This is a genomic window from Sulfitobacter sp. CW3, assembly GCF_019392245.1.
Classification (GTDB): domain Bacteria; phylum Pseudomonadota; class Alphaproteobacteria; order Rhodobacterales; family Rhodobacteraceae; genus Sulfitobacter.
Map to the genome: position 1 here is coordinate 471,076 of NZ_JAHXRL010000001.1, position 16,734 is coordinate 487,809.

The 16,734-nt window shown below is 58.0% G+C and carries 16 protein-coding genes; 8 read left to right on the forward strand and 8 right to left on the reverse strand.

Going from position 1 to position 16,734, the window contains the following annotated elements:
* Positions 1–77: 77 nt before the first annotated feature.
* Together KZZ06_RS02070 and KZZ06_RS02075 are read right to left on the reverse strand one after the other, a co-directional pair.
* Entirely contained in the window at positions 78–719 is a 642-nt protein-coding gene (locus KZZ06_RS02070) for a DsbA family protein (RefSeq protein WP_219578358.1), read from the reverse strand.
* A complete protein-coding gene (locus tag KZZ06_RS02075; protein WP_219578359.1) occupies positions 712–2,229 on the reverse strand; it encodes a class I adenylate-forming enzyme family protein in 1,518 nt (505 codons plus the stop codon). The genes KZZ06_RS02070 and KZZ06_RS02075 overlap by 8 nt, the downstream gene beginning before the upstream one ends.
* Positions 2,230–2,293: 64 nt before the next feature.
* On the opposite strand from KZZ06_RS02075, the gene KZZ06_RS02080 reads away from it, so the two are divergent.
* Complete coding sequence (locus KZZ06_RS02080; protein WP_219578360.1) at positions 2,294–2,917, forward strand: helix-turn-helix domain-containing protein; 624 nt, start codon at positions 2,294–2,296, stop codon at positions 2,915–2,917.
* Positions 2,918–2,998: 81 nt separating this feature from the next.
* Here the strand turns inward: KZZ06_RS02080 and KZZ06_RS02085 are convergent, their stop codons facing one another.
* Positions 2,999–4,717 carry an extracellular solute-binding protein gene (locus tag KZZ06_RS02085; protein WP_219578361.1) on the reverse strand — a complete coding sequence of 573 codons (1,719 nt, stop codon included), beginning with the start codon at positions 4,715–4,717 and terminating at the stop codon, positions 2,999–3,001.
* Positions 4,718–5,147: 430 nt separating this feature from the next.
* Between KZZ06_RS02085 and KZZ06_RS02090 the strand changes: the two genes are divergently transcribed.
* Both KZZ06_RS02090 and KZZ06_RS02095 read left to right on the forward strand, forming a co-directional pair.
* Positions 5,148–5,921 (forward strand): 3-hydroxybutyrate dehydrogenase, encoded by a 774-nt coding sequence (locus KZZ06_RS02090; RefSeq protein ID WP_219578639.1) that lies wholly within the window; start codon positions 5,148–5,150, stop codon positions 5,919–5,921.
* 124 nt (positions 5,922–6,045) lie between these two features.
* Positions 6,046–7,077, forward strand: a complete 1,032-nt coding sequence (locus KZZ06_RS02095; RefSeq protein WP_219578362.1) for a patatin-like phospholipase family protein — start codon at positions 6,046–6,048, stop codon at positions 7,075–7,077.
* Here the strand turns inward: KZZ06_RS02095 and KZZ06_RS02100 are convergent.
* The 4 genes from KZZ06_RS02100 to KZZ06_RS02115 all read right to left on the reverse strand — a co-directional run bounded on the left by KZZ06_RS02100 (position 7,070) and on the right by KZZ06_RS02115 (position 10,588).
* Positions 7,070–7,816, reverse strand: coding sequence for a DUF502 domain-containing protein (locus KZZ06_RS02100; protein WP_219578640.1), 747 nt, complete (start codon positions 7,814–7,816; stop codon positions 7,070–7,072). The two genes, KZZ06_RS02095 and KZZ06_RS02100, sit on opposite strands and share 8 nt — an antisense overlap.
* A gap of 87 nt (positions 7,817–7,903) precedes the next feature.
* Entirely contained in the window at positions 7,904–8,818 is a 915-nt protein-coding gene (locus KZZ06_RS02105; protein WP_219578363.1) for a pseudouridine-5'-phosphate glycosidase, read from the reverse strand.
* Complete coding sequence (locus tag KZZ06_RS02110; protein WP_219578364.1) at positions 8,815–9,699, reverse strand: PfkB family carbohydrate kinase; 885 nt, start codon at positions 9,697–9,699, stop codon at positions 8,815–8,817. Before KZZ06_RS02110 ends, KZZ06_RS02105 begins: the two co-directional genes overlap by 4 nt.
* Before the next feature lie 73 nt (positions 9,700–9,772).
* Positions 9,773–10,588 (reverse strand): DUF4198 domain-containing protein, encoded by an 816-nt coding sequence (locus tag KZZ06_RS02115; RefSeq protein ID WP_219578365.1) that lies wholly within the window; start codon positions 10,586–10,588, stop codon positions 9,773–9,775.
* Between KZZ06_RS02115 and KZZ06_RS02120 the strand changes: the two genes are divergently transcribed.
* Positions 10,587–11,912 (forward strand): HupE/UreJ family protein, encoded by a 1,326-nt coding sequence (locus KZZ06_RS02120; RefSeq protein ID WP_219578366.1) that lies wholly within the window; start codon positions 10,587–10,589, stop codon positions 11,910–11,912. The genes KZZ06_RS02115 and KZZ06_RS02120 overlap by 2 nt on opposite strands.
* Positions 11,913–11,925: 13 nt before the next feature.
* Here KZZ06_RS02120 and KZZ06_RS02125 read toward each other — a convergent pair whose 3' ends face one another.
* Positions 11,926–12,546 (reverse strand): thiamine phosphate synthase, encoded by a 621-nt coding sequence (locus KZZ06_RS02125; protein ID WP_219578367.1) that lies wholly within the window; start codon positions 12,544–12,546, stop codon positions 11,926–11,928.
* Between the two features lie 144 nt (positions 12,547–12,690).
* Here KZZ06_RS02125 and KZZ06_RS02130 point away from each other — a divergent pair, with 144 nt between their 5' ends.
* The 4 genes from KZZ06_RS02130 (at position 12,691) to KZZ06_RS02145 (ending at position 16,688) form a co-directional block, all read left to right on the forward strand.
* Complete coding sequence (locus KZZ06_RS02130; protein WP_219578368.1) at positions 12,691–13,443, forward strand: RNA methyltransferase; 753 nt, start codon at positions 12,691–12,693, stop codon at positions 13,441–13,443.
* A 55-nt stretch (positions 13,444–13,498) separates the two neighbouring features.
* Positions 13,499–14,653, forward strand: a complete 1,155-nt coding sequence (gene ctaA, locus KZZ06_RS02135; RefSeq protein ID WP_219578369.1) for a heme A synthase — start codon at positions 13,499–13,501, stop codon at positions 14,651–14,653.
* A complete protein-coding gene (locus KZZ06_RS02140; protein ID WP_219578370.1) occupies positions 14,650–16,125 on the forward strand; it encodes a carboxypeptidase M32 in 1,476 nt (491 codons plus the stop codon). Before ctaA ends, KZZ06_RS02140 begins: the two co-directional genes overlap by 4 nt.
* Positions 16,126–16,481: 356 nt before the next feature.
* Positions 16,482–16,688: a hypothetical protein gene (locus tag KZZ06_RS02145; protein WP_219578371.1), complete on the forward strand. Its 207-nt coding sequence runs from the start codon at positions 16,482–16,484 to the stop codon at positions 16,686–16,688.
* Positions 16,689–16,734: the final 46 nt, after the last annotated feature.

A 16,734-nucleotide genomic window follows, 5' to 3' on the forward strand; every position in this document is an offset into this window, starting at 1 on the left:
GTTTATAGCGGTGATTCTAGGCGTGCTGATCCACAAAGGCAAAGTGTTTCTGCGCAGTTAGCTGCGGATTATACGTCTCAATCGTGTTGCCGCAAATCGGCCAGCACTTGTTTCCACAGTTCGGGCGGTTGCGCGCCGGGCACGGCATGTTTGCCAGCAACAATAAATGTCGGAACAGAATTGATGCCCATGTTGCGGCTATGCGCGTCTCGGTCGCGAATGTCTTGGGCATCTGAATCCGACGCCAGCAAACGGCTCACCACCGATGCATCCATCTCAATCCCGTCAGCGATATCAGCCAAGACTTCGGCATCGCCAATGTCGCGCGCATCGACAAAATACGCCTTGAACAAAGCGGATACGGCGGCGGTTTGACGCCCTTCGATACCGGCCCAATGGATCAACCGATGCGCATCCAGCGTGTTTGGCGTGCGTTTCATGTCCTCAAAATTGATCGTCAAACCGGCCTTTTTCGCGTGTTCAACCACGGGCGCATAGGCTTTGACCGCGCCCTCTTTGCCGCCGAATTTGCCTTCAAGATAGGCGCGGCGGTCCATGCCTTCGGCGGGCATGTCTGGGTTCAGTTGAAACGGGTGCCATTCGATCAGAAACGGATGGTCGGGTTCCGACGCCAGGGCGCGGTCCAGATGGGCCTTGCCGATATAGCACCACGGGCAAATCGGATCTGACATGATGTCGAGCTTGATTGTCTCAGTCATTTTGCGCCTCATAGCCCGCGCGCAGGGCGCGGCGCAGCAATTTGCCGTTTGCCCCCATGGGCAGCTCTGGCAGATGAACATAAAGGCGCGGCTGCTTATAGCGCGCCAGGTTTTCTTGTGCATAAAGCGCCAGTGCGGCTTCGTCCAGCGGGGCATCGGCGGTATAAAATGCCGCAATCACGGTCACATCGGCACGTACCGTCACCTCGGTCGCGCCAATGGCTGTTATGCCGGGGTACTGGGCCAGTTTTTGTTCCACTTCGATGGGCGACACGCGAAAGCCGCCCGCGTTCATCATATCGTCGTTGCGCCCCAGATAGGTGATCTGTCCATCCGAACCCATAACCCCTTGATCCCCAGTCATAAACCAGCCGTCCTGAAACTTTTCGGCGGTTTGATCCGGCGCATCAAAATACCCCAGCATCAGGCCCGGATCGGTTTTATAGACTGCAATCGTGCCTTCGGTGCCATAGGGTACGGGGCCATCGGGGCCGATCAGTGCAACGCGCCGTCCGGGTTGGGGGTAGCCCAATGATCCATCGGGGGCCGGCTGCGCGGGGGAGCCTGACAGAAATGTCGAACATTCCGACATACCGTAAGCTTCGAATATCGGGATGCCGCTGGCCGATTGCCACGCGCGGCGCAATGCTTCGGGCAGTTTCTCTCCGGCGCTCAGGCCGTGGCGCAGGCTGGGGATGTCTATGGTGCTATTGTGTTTCAGGATTTGCCGGTAAACCCCAGGTGCTGCGGCAAAAAGGCTAGCATTCTCGTGGCGCATCATGTCCGGCAGATCAGCGGCAGCAGTCCCCGCCGCAGGGATCAACGCAGTTGCCCCCATGGTCCACGGGTCCATCAGGCCGGTGCCCAAGGTGTAGGTCCAGTTGAACGCACCCGCATGCATCACGCGGTCGGACTCAAGCAGGTCATACCATCCTTCAAACATCATCTGCCGCGCCCAGATCGCGCGATGCGCATGCATGACAGCGCTTGGCTTGCCCGACGTGCCCGAGGTGTAAATGATATACCCCAACCGTTCCGGATCGCCCATGTGCCAATCGGCGGGCGGCAGGTCGCGCATCGCCCGCAACGCAGTTACATCGACGACATCCGCGTCCTTGGGGCAGGCCACCGCCGGATCGTGCAGGATCGCCTTGGGGCGTAATGTGTCAACAATCGCGGCCACTTCGGGCTCTGTCAGCGCAGCGGCGGTGGGCACAGGCACTAAACCAGCGGCCAAAGCCCCCAGATAAGCCAGCGGGAATTCCACCGTATTGCCCAACCGCATCAAGACGATATCACCGGGTATTAACCCCAACGCCAAAAGCCCCGTCGCAGTGCCGCGTACCGCGCTTTCAAGGGCGCGATAACTCCAGCTCTCGGAACCATCGGGGCCGATGATACGCAGCGCCGTTTTATCGCCAAGCTGGTCGGCTTTGGCCAGCACATGTGCCGCCATGTTAAATGGCGTAGGGCAGGGTGCATATCCATCGGAGGGGGAGAGTGACAACATGGCCCATCGCTAGCGCGGGTGCCCGCCCGTTGCAAGCCGCTTGGCCGGACGATATACGCGGTATATGACAGATCAAGCGCCCAAATCCATGATCCAAATTGCCCGCGAAAGTGGTGAAAACGAAACCGCCCCTCCGGTTGATCTGGGCGCGCGCGTGCGCGAACTTCGCAAAGCGCGCAACTGGACGCTGGAACAGGCCGCCAATCAGGCGGGGCTGGCCCGTTCAACCCTCAGCAAGATCGAGAACGGGCAGATGTCGCCCACCTATGACGCGCTGAAAAAGCTCGCGGTCGGGCTCGAGATTTCTGTTCCGCAACTGTTTACGCCGCCCTCGGCCGGTCAGATCAACGGGCGCATGTCCGTGACCAAATCCGGCGATGGCACCAGCAAGGCGACAACAACCTACGAGCACGAGTTGCTTGCCGATACCCTGCGCAAAAAACAGATGCTGCCCTATCGCGCCCGCATCCGCGCCCGCAAAATGGAAGAATTCGACGGTTGGGTCCGCCATGACGGCGAAGAGTTCCTGTACGTGCTCACCGGTGTCGTGCGACTTTACACAGAATTTTACGAACCCGTCGAAATGCGCCGCGGCGACAGCGCCTATTACGATGCCACGATGGGCCATAATGTCGTCTCCACCAGCGACGAAGACGCGACAATTCTCTGGGTTACATCCCTGACTTGAAGCTACCCCAGCTTCATTTTGCCAAATAAACTCTCCCCGAAGGGCCGTTCTGCCTGTGGCGCTGAAAACGTTATTCTGCGCTCACTGCTCGGCCTCGATCCACCAAACTTCGGGCATGTAGTTGGGCCCGTCCCCATAAAGCGGCACGTGGTCAGGGTATTTCATCTCGGCAATATGGGCGATGCGGTCTTGGGTGAATTGCCAGAACGGCACCACATAGCGCCCGGCGGTTAACACCCGATCCAACGCGCGGGTGGCGGCGATGAAATCTTGCGTCGTGGTCGCATTGACCATTGTATCAATCATCGCATCAATGGCGGGCGATTTCACACCCATCAAGTTGCGGCTGCCGGGCTGGTCTGCGGCCTCGGACCCCCAATAATACCGCTGTTCATTGCCGGGGCTCAGGGACAGCGCGCGGCGAAAGATCGCCATGTCAAAATCAAACTCGGCATTGCGGGACACGAATTGCGCGTCGTCGACCGCCTCGACGGTGGCCTCAACACCCAAGCGTTTGAGCGCTTGAATATACAGCTCGGCAATGGCCATATTTTCGGTGCTGCCTTTCGACAGTAAAATACGAAAGCGCAGCGCCTTGCCGTTTGCATCCCGCATCGTACCGTCCTGCGCCGTGTATCCGGCGTCGTGCAGGGCTTTCATTGCGGTGCGAATGCCCGACCTGTTACGCGCCGATCCGTCCGAAACGGGCAGGGCATACCCCTCCAGCGCGCCCTCTGGCAGGCTGTCTTTGAACGGGGCCAGCAGCTCAGCCACGCGTCCCTCGGCAGGCCCATCTGACATGGCCAAGGGCGAGTTTGAAAAATACGACGTGATCCGGGGCTGCGCGCCACCGGTCAGCGTCTCGTTGATATACTCAAAGTTGAACGCGGCGATCATGGCCTCGCGCACACGGATATCGTCAAAGGGCGCGCGGCGTGTGTTCATGACAAAACCGGTTATGCCGGATGGTTTCTCGTGGGTGAACGTCGATTTTACGATATCGCCCCGTTCGACCGCAGGGAAATCATATTGTGTTGCCCAGGTTTCGGCGTTGAATTCCCGAATGGCCGAGATTTCACCGGCTTTGAACGCCTCGAACAGCACATTGGCGTCACCGTAAAAATCAAGCTTGATCTGGTCAATGTTATGGGTGCCGCGCCGAAACGGAACATCCTTGCCCCAATAGTCGGGATTGCGCGCCAAAGTTACCTGCCGCCCCGCCTGATACGCACTGACAATATAAGGGCCAGATCCGACAGGAATGTCAGCCAAAGCTGCGTTGGCAAAATCGCGGCCCTCCCACTGGGCCTTGCTCAGGATCGGGCGCATGCCAGCCAACAGCGCCAATTCGCGGTTCTGGGTGTTGAACGTCATGCGCAGGGTGCGAGGGCCGGTCTGGGTGATACTGTCGATTTGCGTGCGCAGCCCGTGATAGCGCGGGTGCCCTTCAGAACCGAGCATGTCGTAGCTAAAGATCACGTCGTCGACGGTGACGGGGCTGCCATCGGAAAACTGCGCCTCGGGCCTTAGGGTGAATTCCACCCACGAACGGTCCTCGGGCACCTCGACCGATTCGGCTAAAAGACCGTAAAGTGTGAACGGTTCATCCCATGAACGGCCCATCAGCGTCTCATGTGTGAAAAAAGCAAGCTGCCAGGGCGCGGTGCCTTTGCGCACGAAAGGGTTAAGGCTGTCAAAGCCGCCCGTGTTGCCCAAAACGATTGCGCCGCCTTTGGGCGCATCAGGGTTCGCATAGGGGAGCGACACAAAATCCGGTGGTAGAACAGGGGAGCCATACATAGATATCCCGTGCGTCGGCTCAGCCTGGGCAGCAGCAGCAAACAGAATCAGTGAAGAAGCCGCCGCAACCGCCCGACAGGTTTGGAAAAAATTTGACGCCATTTTCGAAACAATCCTGCTCTGCCCTTGTTTTATTACGCCAACTCTTAGCGGCGCTTCAGGGGCTAATCAAACTTTAAGCTTGGATTGCAGCGAAGGTTTGCGTATAAAGACCTCACTGCTCGATAGGTTTCTTGCCTGTATGAAACCTGCCTCAATAACTTAACGTCCGCTTCGTGCGGACGTTTTTTTTTGCCCGTTTCTGTTCCGCCTAATTCAATCCCATTTCGGCTAAATCGCGCCGTTGGGGTTTAATTAGTCATTCCCATTCGCGGGGCTGCGTACCATGATGCAGTTGCAGAAACCGCAGGAGAACACCATGGCCTATAGTATCGACCTTTCGCAAAAAACCGCCCTCATCACCGGGTCGAACTCTGGCATTGGACTTGGCATCGCTTGGGCGCTGGCACGGGCGGGGGCTGATGTTGTGCTGAACTCTTTCACCGACCGCGATGAAGACCACGCAATCGCCGAAGAAATCGCCAAAGAGACAGGTGTAACCGCGCGCTATATCCAGGCCGATATGTCCAAGGGCGACGAATGCCGCCAATTCGTGACCGAAGCGGGGCGCTGCGATATTCTGGTGAATAACGCGGGCATTCAACACGTGGCCCCGATCCCCGACTTTCCGGTCGAAAAATGGGACGCGATTATCGCCATCAATCTAAGCTCGGCATTCCACACCACGGCGATGGCGTTGCCGATGATGCGCAAGGCAGGCTGGGGTAGGATCGTGAATATCTCATCCGCGCATGGCCTGACCGCGTCACCCTTTAAATCGGCCTATATCGCGGCAAAACACGGCATCGTGGGGCTGACCAAAACCACCGCACTTGAAACCGCGAAAGAACCGATCACCTGCAACGCCATCTGCCCGGGCTATGTCTTGACGGATATCGTGGAAAATCAAATTCCCGACACGATGAAGGAATACGGGATGAGTCGCGAAGACGTGATTAAAAACGTGATGCTTGAACGCCAGCCAAGCAAGGAATTCGCGACGGTCGAGCAATTGGGCGGCACAGCCACATTCCTGTGCTCGGATGCAGCCGCGCAAATCACCGGTACGACCGTCAGCGTCGACGGTGGCTGGACCGCAATGTAAGAACTTTTATGCCTTCGGCGAGGATATTTAAGAGCCAGAGAATATAGGACCGCCCTTGAGCTTCTCGGGCTCTTAAATATCCCCGCCGGAGGCGTCTTTTCTTTTTGCTGGGCGGGGCGATCCAATGGTGAAGAAGCAGATAAATCTGGCGTTGCAGGGCGGCGGCGCGCATGGGGCCTATACGTGGGGCGTTCTTGACCGGCTTTTGGAGGAGGACGACCTAGAGATTTCTGCGATCTCGGGCACGTCTGCAGGTGCATTGAACGGTGCCGCGCTCAAGGCCGGGATGATTTCCGGGGGCCGTCAGGGCGCGCGGGATAATCTTGACTGGCTTTGGCAGAAAATCTCGGGTGTGGGGGAAAGCCAGCTGTCGGGTTGGTTGGCCCCGTTCGGGGTGGCTGCGATCAGTCGGGCGATGGAATACAGTTGGCATACCGCCGTTAGCACCGCGATGACCCAGATCATGTCGCCCTACGCCTATGGGGCAGCCTATAAAAACCCGCTGCGTGATATTGTGGAAAAGTTCAATTATGATCTGGTTTGCGGGCAGGATGCGCCCCGGCTTTTTGTTGGAGCGACCAAGGTCCGCGACGGCAAGATCAAGGTTTTCGAGGGCGACGAGATCGGCCCTGACGCATTGCTCGCGTCCGCTTGCCTGCCCACATTGTTTCAAGCGGTTGATATTCTGGACCCCGTAACGGGCCGTTCAGAGGCGTATTGGGACGGTGGCTATACCGGCAATCCGGCGCTTTTCCCGTTGTACACAGGAAATTTGCCCCCCGATATCGTCATTATTAACATCAATCCGTTAGAGCGGGCCGACCTGCCCAAAACCCCGATGGAGATTCAAAACCGGATCAACGAGATCAGTTTTAACTCCAGCTTGTTGCGTGAATTGCGGGCGATCGAATTTGTGCAACGGCTGTTGGACACCGGACGCATCGAAGAGGGCCAGATGAACCGGGTCTACATTCACATGATCGCCGATGATGCGCTTATGTCCAAGCTGTCGACGGCGACAAAATCGGTGCCGAACCCGGCTGTAATCTCGGCGCTACGTGAGGCGGGGCGCGCATCAGCTGCGCAGTTTTTAAGCCGTGACATTGATAACGTCGGCAAGCGCAGTTCAGTCGATATGAAAACGATGTTCAGCTAGGATCGACGGGGGTTGGTCGCTCTGTTTTGGTATCCACGGGCAGCGGGCGTTCGGGCGGATAGACAAGCCCGGCGGAAATGACCAGCTTGGCCGCGTCTTCGACAGACATATCCAGTTCGATCACGTCCTGGCGGGGAAAGAACAGCAAAAAGCCCGATGTGGGGTTTGGCGTTGTCGGGATGAACACGCCGACCAGTTCTTTGTCGACCCCGACGTGGCGGGCGACTTCGCCCTTGGCCGATATCGAAATAAAGCCAAGCGCCCAAGCGCCAGGGCGCGGGTATTCGACCATGCAGGCGGTTTCAAAGCTGCGTTCGCTTTGGGCGAAAATCGTTTCCGAAATCTGTTTGATGCCGGAATAGATGGTGCGCACGACCGGGGTGCGCTGAACCAGCCCTTCGGCAAAACGGATAAACGACCGCCCGATAATGCCCTTGGCCAGCCATCCGACAATAATAGTGAACAACAAAAAGATGATGACGCCGATGCCGCGCACGTTTATTTGCGAAGACGGATCAAGCCCGAAATAGGTCTGGATCAGCCGGTCAGGGTGATAGGCCAGCGGCACCATGGGCAATACGATGCCATCAATCCAGCCGACGACCGTCCAGATCAGCCATATGGTCAGGCCGACCGGGGCAATCACCACCAAACCCGTCAGGAATGATCCGCGCAACCGCGCAAAAAGGGTCCGCTTTGGCAGATGCGGCGGGCTTGGGGGTGAAAATGGCGTGTTCATCGGCGTATTTGTCTTCTTTTTCATTACCACGTGAGAGCTAAGTGCTTTGACGACCGCCTACAATGGAGAGCTGATGGATTTCGGGCCTCAATTGCTGTTTGAGGCCAGTTCGGCTGCAATTTTGGACGCCAAACGGGCATTATTGCGCACCAAGGCGATATTTGCGGTCAGTGAACGCCCGTTGGTCAGTTCGAATATCCGCTGCAACAGATAGGGCGTGACCGATTTGCCGCTGATCCCGTGGGTGATTGCGTCGTTTTGGGCTGTGGCGATGATCGGGGCCAGTTCTGCCGCCGGGATTTCATCGGCCGGGGGGATTGGGTTGGCAACCAGTTGGCCGCCAGGCAGGCCCAGTTGCGCGCGCATGCCATGGGCGGCTGCGATCTGCGCAGGGTCATCCATGCGCAGGGGCGACTTCAGGGGGGATGTGCTGCTCCAGAACGCGGGAAAGCTGTCTTGGCCCACGGTGATGACCGGCACGCCTTGGGTTTCCAGAACCTCGAGGGTTTTTGCCACGTCGAGGATTGCCTTGGCCCCGGCAGCGACCACGGTGACGGGGGTTTGGGCCAATTCAAGCAGATCGGCAGAGATGTCGAACGTGTCTTCGGCCCCTTTGTGCACACCGCCGATGCCGCCTGTCGCGAAAACAGCGATGCCCGCAAGATGTGCCGCGATCATCGTGGCGGCGACAGTGGTGGCACCCGTGCCGCCGGTTGCGATACAGGCGGCCATGTCGGCGCGTGACAGTTTGGCGACGCCTTTGGCTTGGGCCAGCTGGCTTAGCTGCGCATCCTCAAGCCCGATATGAAGCTGGCCATCGATCACTGCGATGGTGGCAGGGGTTGCACCGGCTGCGCGCACGTCGGCCTCGACCTGGCGGGCCACCTCAAGGTTTTGCGGATAGGGCATGCCATGGGTGATAATTGTGCTTTCAAGCGCCACGATCGGCGTGCCTTTGCTATGGGCGGTGGCAACTTCTTGCGAGCGGTGTAGCGTGATCATATTTTGGTCTCTCCGGAAACATATTGTGCAGCGGCGGCAAGGGCTTGGGTCAGGGCCGCATCTGCCGCAGCGCCGTGAATTTCAGCCGCGATATGGGCCGCCATAAAGGTATCGCCTGCGCCCGTCACACGGGTAACAGAAACGGCGGGCGGAACTTGGGTAATCAAACCGCTTGCTTGCCCCACGGTCGCGGGATTGCCGCCATCGGTGACGACCGCCCGCACCGCACCGCGGTCAAGCAAGGTCGCAGCCGCATCGCGCGAGGTATCGAACGTGGTTTGGCACAGCAGCCCGGCTTCTTCGAGGTTCACATAAAGCGTGCCGCGTTTGGCCTGAATAAAGGGGCTTAGGCGCATCGCCTTGCCGGGGCTGGCGGGGGCCACGCGTAGATCGGCGTGGGTCAACAGCGGGCTGCGGGCCATTTCGGCCAGCAGATCTAGGGTCAGGTTCCCATCAAGGGCGACCGTCCCGCGATAGGGCGTGGGCAGTGACCCATCGGCAAAGGGGCGCAAGATCTTGCTGCCGGCGGCCTCAAGCGAGTGGGCATCGGCGATGGCGGCGATCAGGCCGTTCGTGCCTTCGATCGCCATATAGCGGTCGGTGGGCAGGTCGTCTGACCGGTAGACGAAATTGGTGTTCAAACCGCGCAACTGGCAGGCTGCGATCAGCTCGTCGCCTTCGGGATCGCGGCCGACGGCACTGATCAGGGCGGGCGACAGGCCAAACCGGGCCAGCGCCATAGCGATGTTCAGGGCAACCCCGCCGGGCAGCCGTGTGATACGGCCCGGCATATCGGACCCCAGTCGCATTTGGGTTTCAGCGCGCCCGATGATGTCCCACAGGACCGAACCGATGCAGAGTATATCTGGTGTATTTGTCATACTGCCCGTTCTGCCCAGACCAGCGCCGGGGCGCAAGCCCGGTTAGGCGACTGAAGGACCAAGATCGCGTGGATTACTTGGGTACCGCAAAGGTAAGCGAGGCCCAAAGGCTTTCCCAATGTGGGCTTTTGGGTGTTTGCCCTGCATCCGGCGCGGGGCGCAGGACCACGGAATCCACCAGATAGGTCATGCCAGCAGCAACCGGAAAGGTCAGGTGGCCCTGATCGTCACTGCGGTACACGGTAACGGTGGGCTTAATCTCGGCAGATTTTTCATAGACTTCGATTTGCACGTCTTGGCGGGGGGCCCCGTCGTAGGTCAGTGCGACCGTCATCATGCCGTCAAAATCCGCATCATAGGGATTGGTCAGCGCAACAAATTCGGTCGCAAGGCCAAGCTCGCTATCACTGCCGTGGCCATCGCCAATCGCAATCAGCGCCTTGGAATGTCGAGTATAGCGTTCGCGCACGCTGTCTTGGGGATAGCCTGCGGCCAGATGTTCAGCCACGGCATTTGTGAAATCCTTGTGTTCGGTAAACCCGACAAAGGTTTCCCAGTCTTTATAGGTCAGCGATGATGGGGATGCCTCGTGGGTTACGATCAGCAAGCCGTCCCTTGGGGGTGCTGTGATCTGCAAAGCGGGGGAATCGCCCATGCGGCCCTGAACGGGCAGGGTGTCGCCCTCGAATGTCAGGTCAAAACGGTCGGTCCGGTTTGAGAAATACGCAAGGTTCGTGCCCTCAAAAAGCTGACCGTTCTTAATGTTGGTTGTCAATTCGGCTCCGGGCTGTACTTGATATGCGGGCGCTTCAAGCCAGTATTCATGGGCAGCGGCAGGCAGTGCTGCCAAACCAAGCGATAAAATAAGCATCAGACGGGACAAAAACATGAGCAAAACCTTATATTCAGTCATTCTAAAGCTGGCCTATGCGGTGCTTTTGTCAAGTGCCGTTACTGGTGCGGCCCGCGCACATGAGGTTGTTCCGACCATTGCAGATTTGACCGTGGCAGAGGGTGCTGCCGATCTGGTGCTGCGCGTGAACCTCGAGGCATTGATGTCGGGGATTGATCTGGATGCGGTTGCGGACACAAATGATGCTGAAAACGCAGGGGATTATGACAGCCTGCGCGCCTTGCCCGCTGAACAGATCGCGGCGCGTGTGCCTGACCTGCTGGCCGCTTGGAACGCCGCCCCGTTGTTGCGCGCCGATGGCGAGGCAGTAAATCTGGCCACCGTGTCTGTCACCGTTCCCGAAGATGTGAACGCTGAACTACCGCGTATTTCGGAATGGGTGCTGCAAGGGCAGGTGCCTGTGGCAGCGCGCGGTGTCGTCGTCGCGTGGCCTGCGGGATCAGGTGCGATGGTCCTGCGCCAGCAAGGTGTCGATGAACCCTATACCGGATACCAAGAGGGCGGCACGCAAAGCCCCGAGATCGAACTGGCAGGGGGCGGTCAGGAAACCGCATGGCAGGCGTTTATGTCCTATATCCCCGTCGGGTTTGACCACATTTTGCCCAAGGGCCTTGATCATATCCTGTTTGTGCTGGGCCTGTTCTTTTTGTCGACCCACCTGAAACCGCTGATCTGGCAGGTGTCGGCCTTTACCGCCGCGCATACCGTCACACTGGCGCTTGGCGCACTTGGGCTGGTGACGGTGCCGGGGTCGATTGTCGAGCCGTTGATCGCGGCCTCGATCGTTTATGTCGCGGTCGAGAATATCTTTACCTCGGGGTTAAACCCTTGGCGGCCTTTTGTGATTTTCGGTTTCGGATTGCTGCACGGGTTGGGCTTTGCGTCGGTTCTGGGCGAGTTCGGCCTGCCGAGCGACCAGTTTGTTCCGGCCTTGATAGGGTTTAACATCGGGGTTGAGATCGGCCAGTTGACCGTCATCGCAATCATGGCGCTGTGCGTCTGGCAAGCGTTGCGCGTGGCACGGGGCGAAGGCGGTGCGGACGGGGCAAAGCGGCTTTACGTCGGGCTGGCAGTTGCCGCTTTGGTACTGTGCTTTGTGCCCATGCCGGGCGTCGCTGCGGCGTTGGAGGCCCCTGTGCCGCTATTCCTAGTGCCGCTGGCCTTGGTTTTTACCGCCTGTTTCCTGTCGGTCCAGTTTCGGCAGACGGCAGGCGCTTACCGCCGGTTTGTGGCGATCCCGGCGTCTGTCGGAATCGCGGCTGTCGGGGCCTATTGGTTCATTGAACGGGTGTTTTTATAACATCCGTTCAAGTTTACGCCATCGCGGCGACGAGGGTCGCCAGGGCTTGCTCCGGATCATCTGATGTCCAGATTTCATCACCGATGCCAAAGAAATCGGTGAAGGGGCTAAGGCTGCGAATCAACTCTTCGTCGAGGCCACCTTCGGCCACGACCGGCACTTCGATCACTTCGGACCACCATTTAAACAGGTCCAGCTCGGCATATGATCCGTCATCCAACGCACTTGGGCGGACGGGGCCAAAGCTGACATAGTCTGCCCCTGCTTCGCCGGCGGCCATGCCGTCATGGCGCGAGCCTGCGCAATAGCTGCCAACGATGGCGTCATCGCCCAACGTCTTGCGGGCGTGGCGGATCGAGCGCGCCGCGTCGGTCAGGTGCACGCCGTCCAAGCCGATGCGTTCAGCCAGCAACGTGTGGTCTGCGATCACCAGCGCGATATCACGCGCATCGGTGATTTCGCGCAGGGCATCAGCGGCGCGTAGCACCACATCTTCGTCGCGGGTGCTGAGCGCAAGGCGCACGCAGGCGATGGATTGGCTATCAAGAACGCGGGCCAAAGTCTGGGGAAAGGTTTCCAGCTCAAACGCGGGGGGGGTGATCAGATAAAGCTGCGGCTGTTCGGGCGTTGTCATGGCAAGCGGTCCTTTGCTGTGTTGGCGTCAATTAACGGATCGCGCAGAGAAAGAAAAACTTTTATGCCTTCGGCGAGGATTTTTTACCATTTGGAAACAGGGGGCGTTCTTGTGAGAGGGCCGTCGCGCGGGTAAGAGGCAGGCATGAATAATACTGTAGAGAACCCCAAGATACCCGCATTTGTGTTGGTGCGTCCGCAAATGGGTGAGAATATCGGTGCCGCCGCGCGCGCGATGTGGAATTTCGGTCTGGACCGGATGCGCATTGTCGCACCGCGGGATGGATGGCCGAACCCGTCGGCTGTGGCGATGGCATCGGGGGCGGGGCGTTTGCTGGACGAGGCTGTCGTTTATGACGATCTGGCCGGGTCGTTGGGGGATGCGGCATTTGTGTTTGCCACGACCGCGCGTGATCGGGATCTGACCAAGCCCGTGTACAGCCCAGAGGCCGCGATGGCCAAGGCGGCTGAGTTGATTGCCCAAGGCCAGCGGGTCGCGGTGATGTTCGGGCCGGAGCGTGCTGGGCTAGAGAATGACGACATCGCGCGGGCCAATGCGATTGTATCAGTTCCTGTGAACCCACAGTTTGCGTCACTTAATCTGGCGCAATGTGTGTTGTTGATGGGCTATGAATGGATGCGCGCCCAGGCGGATATCGTACCGGAACAGGTCGAGATGGCAGGCACGGATTGGGCCGACAACAGCGAGATCGAACATCTGGCGCGGCATTTCGAGGAGCGGCTGAATGTGGCCGGGTTTTTCTATCCTGAACACAAAGCGACCAGCATGAAGGTTAACCTGCGCAATATGTGGTCGCGCCTGCCGTTGACCCGCGCCGACGTGCAAACCTTGCATGGTACGCTGCGACAGATGGTACGCTGGAAAGAGCGCGGCTAGACCTTTGTGCCTGCGTGACCTATTTCTGCAACAAACCTAGCAGACAAGAGGCACCATGGCCGAGAAACGTAAGCTTTTTGAGGAAGTGGGCGATGCGCAAGCCGCCCGCCCTGTCGCAAATACCGGTGTGATTGATCGCGGGCGGGGCGGCGCGCGCGGTGCCATCCGTATCTGGTTGTTTATATTGTTCGCACTGGTCTTTGTGATGATTGCCGTTGGCGGTTTGACGCGGTTGACCGATAGCGGGCTTAGCATCACCGAATGGAAGCCGTTTACCGGGGCCATGCCGCCGCTGAACGAGGCCGATTGGCAGTTGGAATTCGCAAAATACCAAGAGATTGACGAATTTCAGGTGCAGAATTCCTGGATGGAATTGAGCGATTTCAAACTGATTTACTGGTGGGAATGGGGCCATCGCCAGCTGGGTCGTGTGATCGGGTTGGTTTGGGCGATCGGGTTCGTCTGGTTCCTGTTGCGCCGTCAGATACCCACCGGTTGGACGGGGCGTTTGCTGTTGCTGGGCGGGCTTGGTGGCCTTCAAGGGGCGATTGGCTGGTGGATGGTGTCGTCGGGCGTCACCACGGGCGAGGCTGTTTTGGATGTGGCCAGTTACCGGCTTGCCACACATCTGGGGCTGGCGTTTGTGATCCTTGGGTTCATCACATGGTACGCATTGATGCTGGGCCGTCCGGAAAAGGACCTGATGCAGGCGCGCCGCGCCAAAGAGAGCAAACTGTTTGGCATGTCCACAGGGGTGCTTCACTTTGCGTTTCTACAGATTTTGCTGGGGGCCTTGGTCGCGGGGATTGATGCGGGTCGGTATTTTGTCGATTGGCCAATGATGCAGGGGCAGTTCTTTCCGCCTGATGCGTTTAACATCGCGCCTGTCTGGCGGAACTTCTTTGAAAACCCCGGCCTTGTGCAATTCATGCACCGCATGGCGGGTTATTTGCTGTTTGCCTTTGCTGTGGTCGTATGGCTGCGCGGGCGCAAATCTGCGCATCCTAAGACGCGCAATGCCTTTAACCTGATGATACTCGCGATGGTGGGGCAGGTCGTGCTGGGCATCGTGACTGTTCTGAACGCGGCCCCGGTGCACATCGCCATTTGGCATCAGGTGCTGGCCGTCATTTTGTGGGTGCTTATCCTGCGGGCGCGGTTCCTAAGCGGCTATCCAATTCCAACTTCCCTGAGAGGAAAATCCAAATGAGTGCTTTTGACGATCTGATGGCGTTTCAACGCGAGACTGAGGCGTTGGCCCAGATTGCAGGCCGTTTGGGATGGGATCAGGAAACAATGATGCCGCGCGGTGCGTCTGCGCAACGTGGCGAAGAAATGGCCGCCGTCGAAGGGGTGTTGCACGGGCGGCGTGTTGATCCACGCATTGCCGGCTGGCTTGAGATGATCGACGAGGGCCATCTGGACGACGCCGGCAGCGCGCAGCTGCGCCATATCCGGCGGTCCCATGCACGGGCGAGCAAAGTGCCTGCCGCATTGGCCGCGCGTCTGGCGCGGGTCACATCCGAAGCGCAAGGTATTTGGGCAGAAGCGCGAGAAGCGGATGATTTCAAGGCGTTCGCACCGACCCTATCAGAGGTGATCACATTGAAGCGTGAGGAGGGCATGGCGCTGGCGGCTGGGGCTGACATCTATGATGCGATGTTGGATGACTATGAACCCGGTGCCACCGGGGCCGAGCTTGAGGCGATGTTTGGCGCGCTACGCCCAGAACTGACCCGCCTGCGCGAAGCTGTTCGCAATGCAGAGGCCCCGCCCAAGCTGGAAGGTAAATTCGACGAATCCGCGCAGATGAAGCTGACCCGGCAACTGGCCAAAACCTTTGGCTATGACATGAGCATGGGCCGCGTCGACAAAGCTGTGCACCCGTTTTCCAGCGGTTCTGGCCTTGATGTGCGGATCACCACGCGCACGAACGAGACGGATCCGTTTAACTGCTTTTATTCGACCATCCACGAGGTCGGCCATGCGTGTTATGAGCAAGGGATCGACCGCGCCTATCTGCTGACGCCTTTGGGGGCAGGGGTGTCGATGGGGGTGCATGAAAGCCAAAGCCGGATTTATGAAAACCAGCTGGGCCGCAGCCGTGCCTTTACCGGATGGTTGTTCGGCCAGATGAAGGATGCGTTTGGTGACTTTGGCGTCGCGGACGAGGATACATTCTATCGCATCGTGAACCGGGTGTCCGACGGCTACATCCGCACCGAAGCGGACGAATTGCAATACAACCTTCACGTCTTGATGCGCTTCGATCTTGAGCGGGCCTTGATGGGGGGCGATTTGCAGGTCGATGATCTGGAGGCCGCCTGGAATGATCGCTTTAAGGCTGATTTCGGCTATGAGGTTGATAAGCCGTCAAACGGTGTGTTGCAGGACGTGCATTGGTCCGTCGGATTGTTCGGGTATTTCCCAACCTATTCGCTGGGCAACGTCTATGCCGGTTGCCTGAACGAGGCGTTGCGCAAGGATTTGCCGGATCTGAATAGCCACCTGACAGCGGGTGACACGAGCGCTGCTACGGGGTGGCTACGGCAAAACGTGCAAAGCCACGGGGGGCTGTATCAACCAAAAGACCTGATTGCCCGTGCGACCGGAACTGCGCCAAGTGAGGCCCCTTTGCTGACATACCTGACTTCCAAGTTTGGTGAATTGTACAGCCTTTGACATCGCACAATATAATTCTGGTTAGGGTAATTTGATTCGAGGTTTTAGCCAATGCGGTGTGCAGAAAGCCTGAAATGTATAAACAGGTTTCCTGCACGCTATCTGGTACCATTTTTTAATGGGTTAATGTCGACGCTCTCGCTGGTATTGTTTTGTTTTAGATGCCTAAATCGCAGTTAAAGAGGGTGATATAAAGCGTGTAAACAGAACAACTGTGACCAAAAAGTTTCGGTTATAATCACCCTAGTCGCAATTTCCTGCTAAATTGTAATCGGGTCCAAAATTACATTTGCAACGCTACGTGAAATGTGTAACTAAGTTTGTAATAACTCATTTTATTATTTGGAGATAAACGAATGACACGTTTGACAGCAGTTGCAGTAGCCCTTCTTTTGACAACAAGCGCGGCTTCCGCACAAACAAGCCCAGCGATGGGCGCTGGCTTTGGTGGTCTCGGTGCCGCTGGTATTGCAGCAGCAGTTCTTTCGGTTGCTGTTTTTGCAGGCGTTGCATCGAGCAACGATGACACAACAGGCACAACAAGCACAACAGGCACAAACTAAGCTATAACGCTGGTTTGAAGTAGTTTGTAAAAGCGTCCCTTTTGGG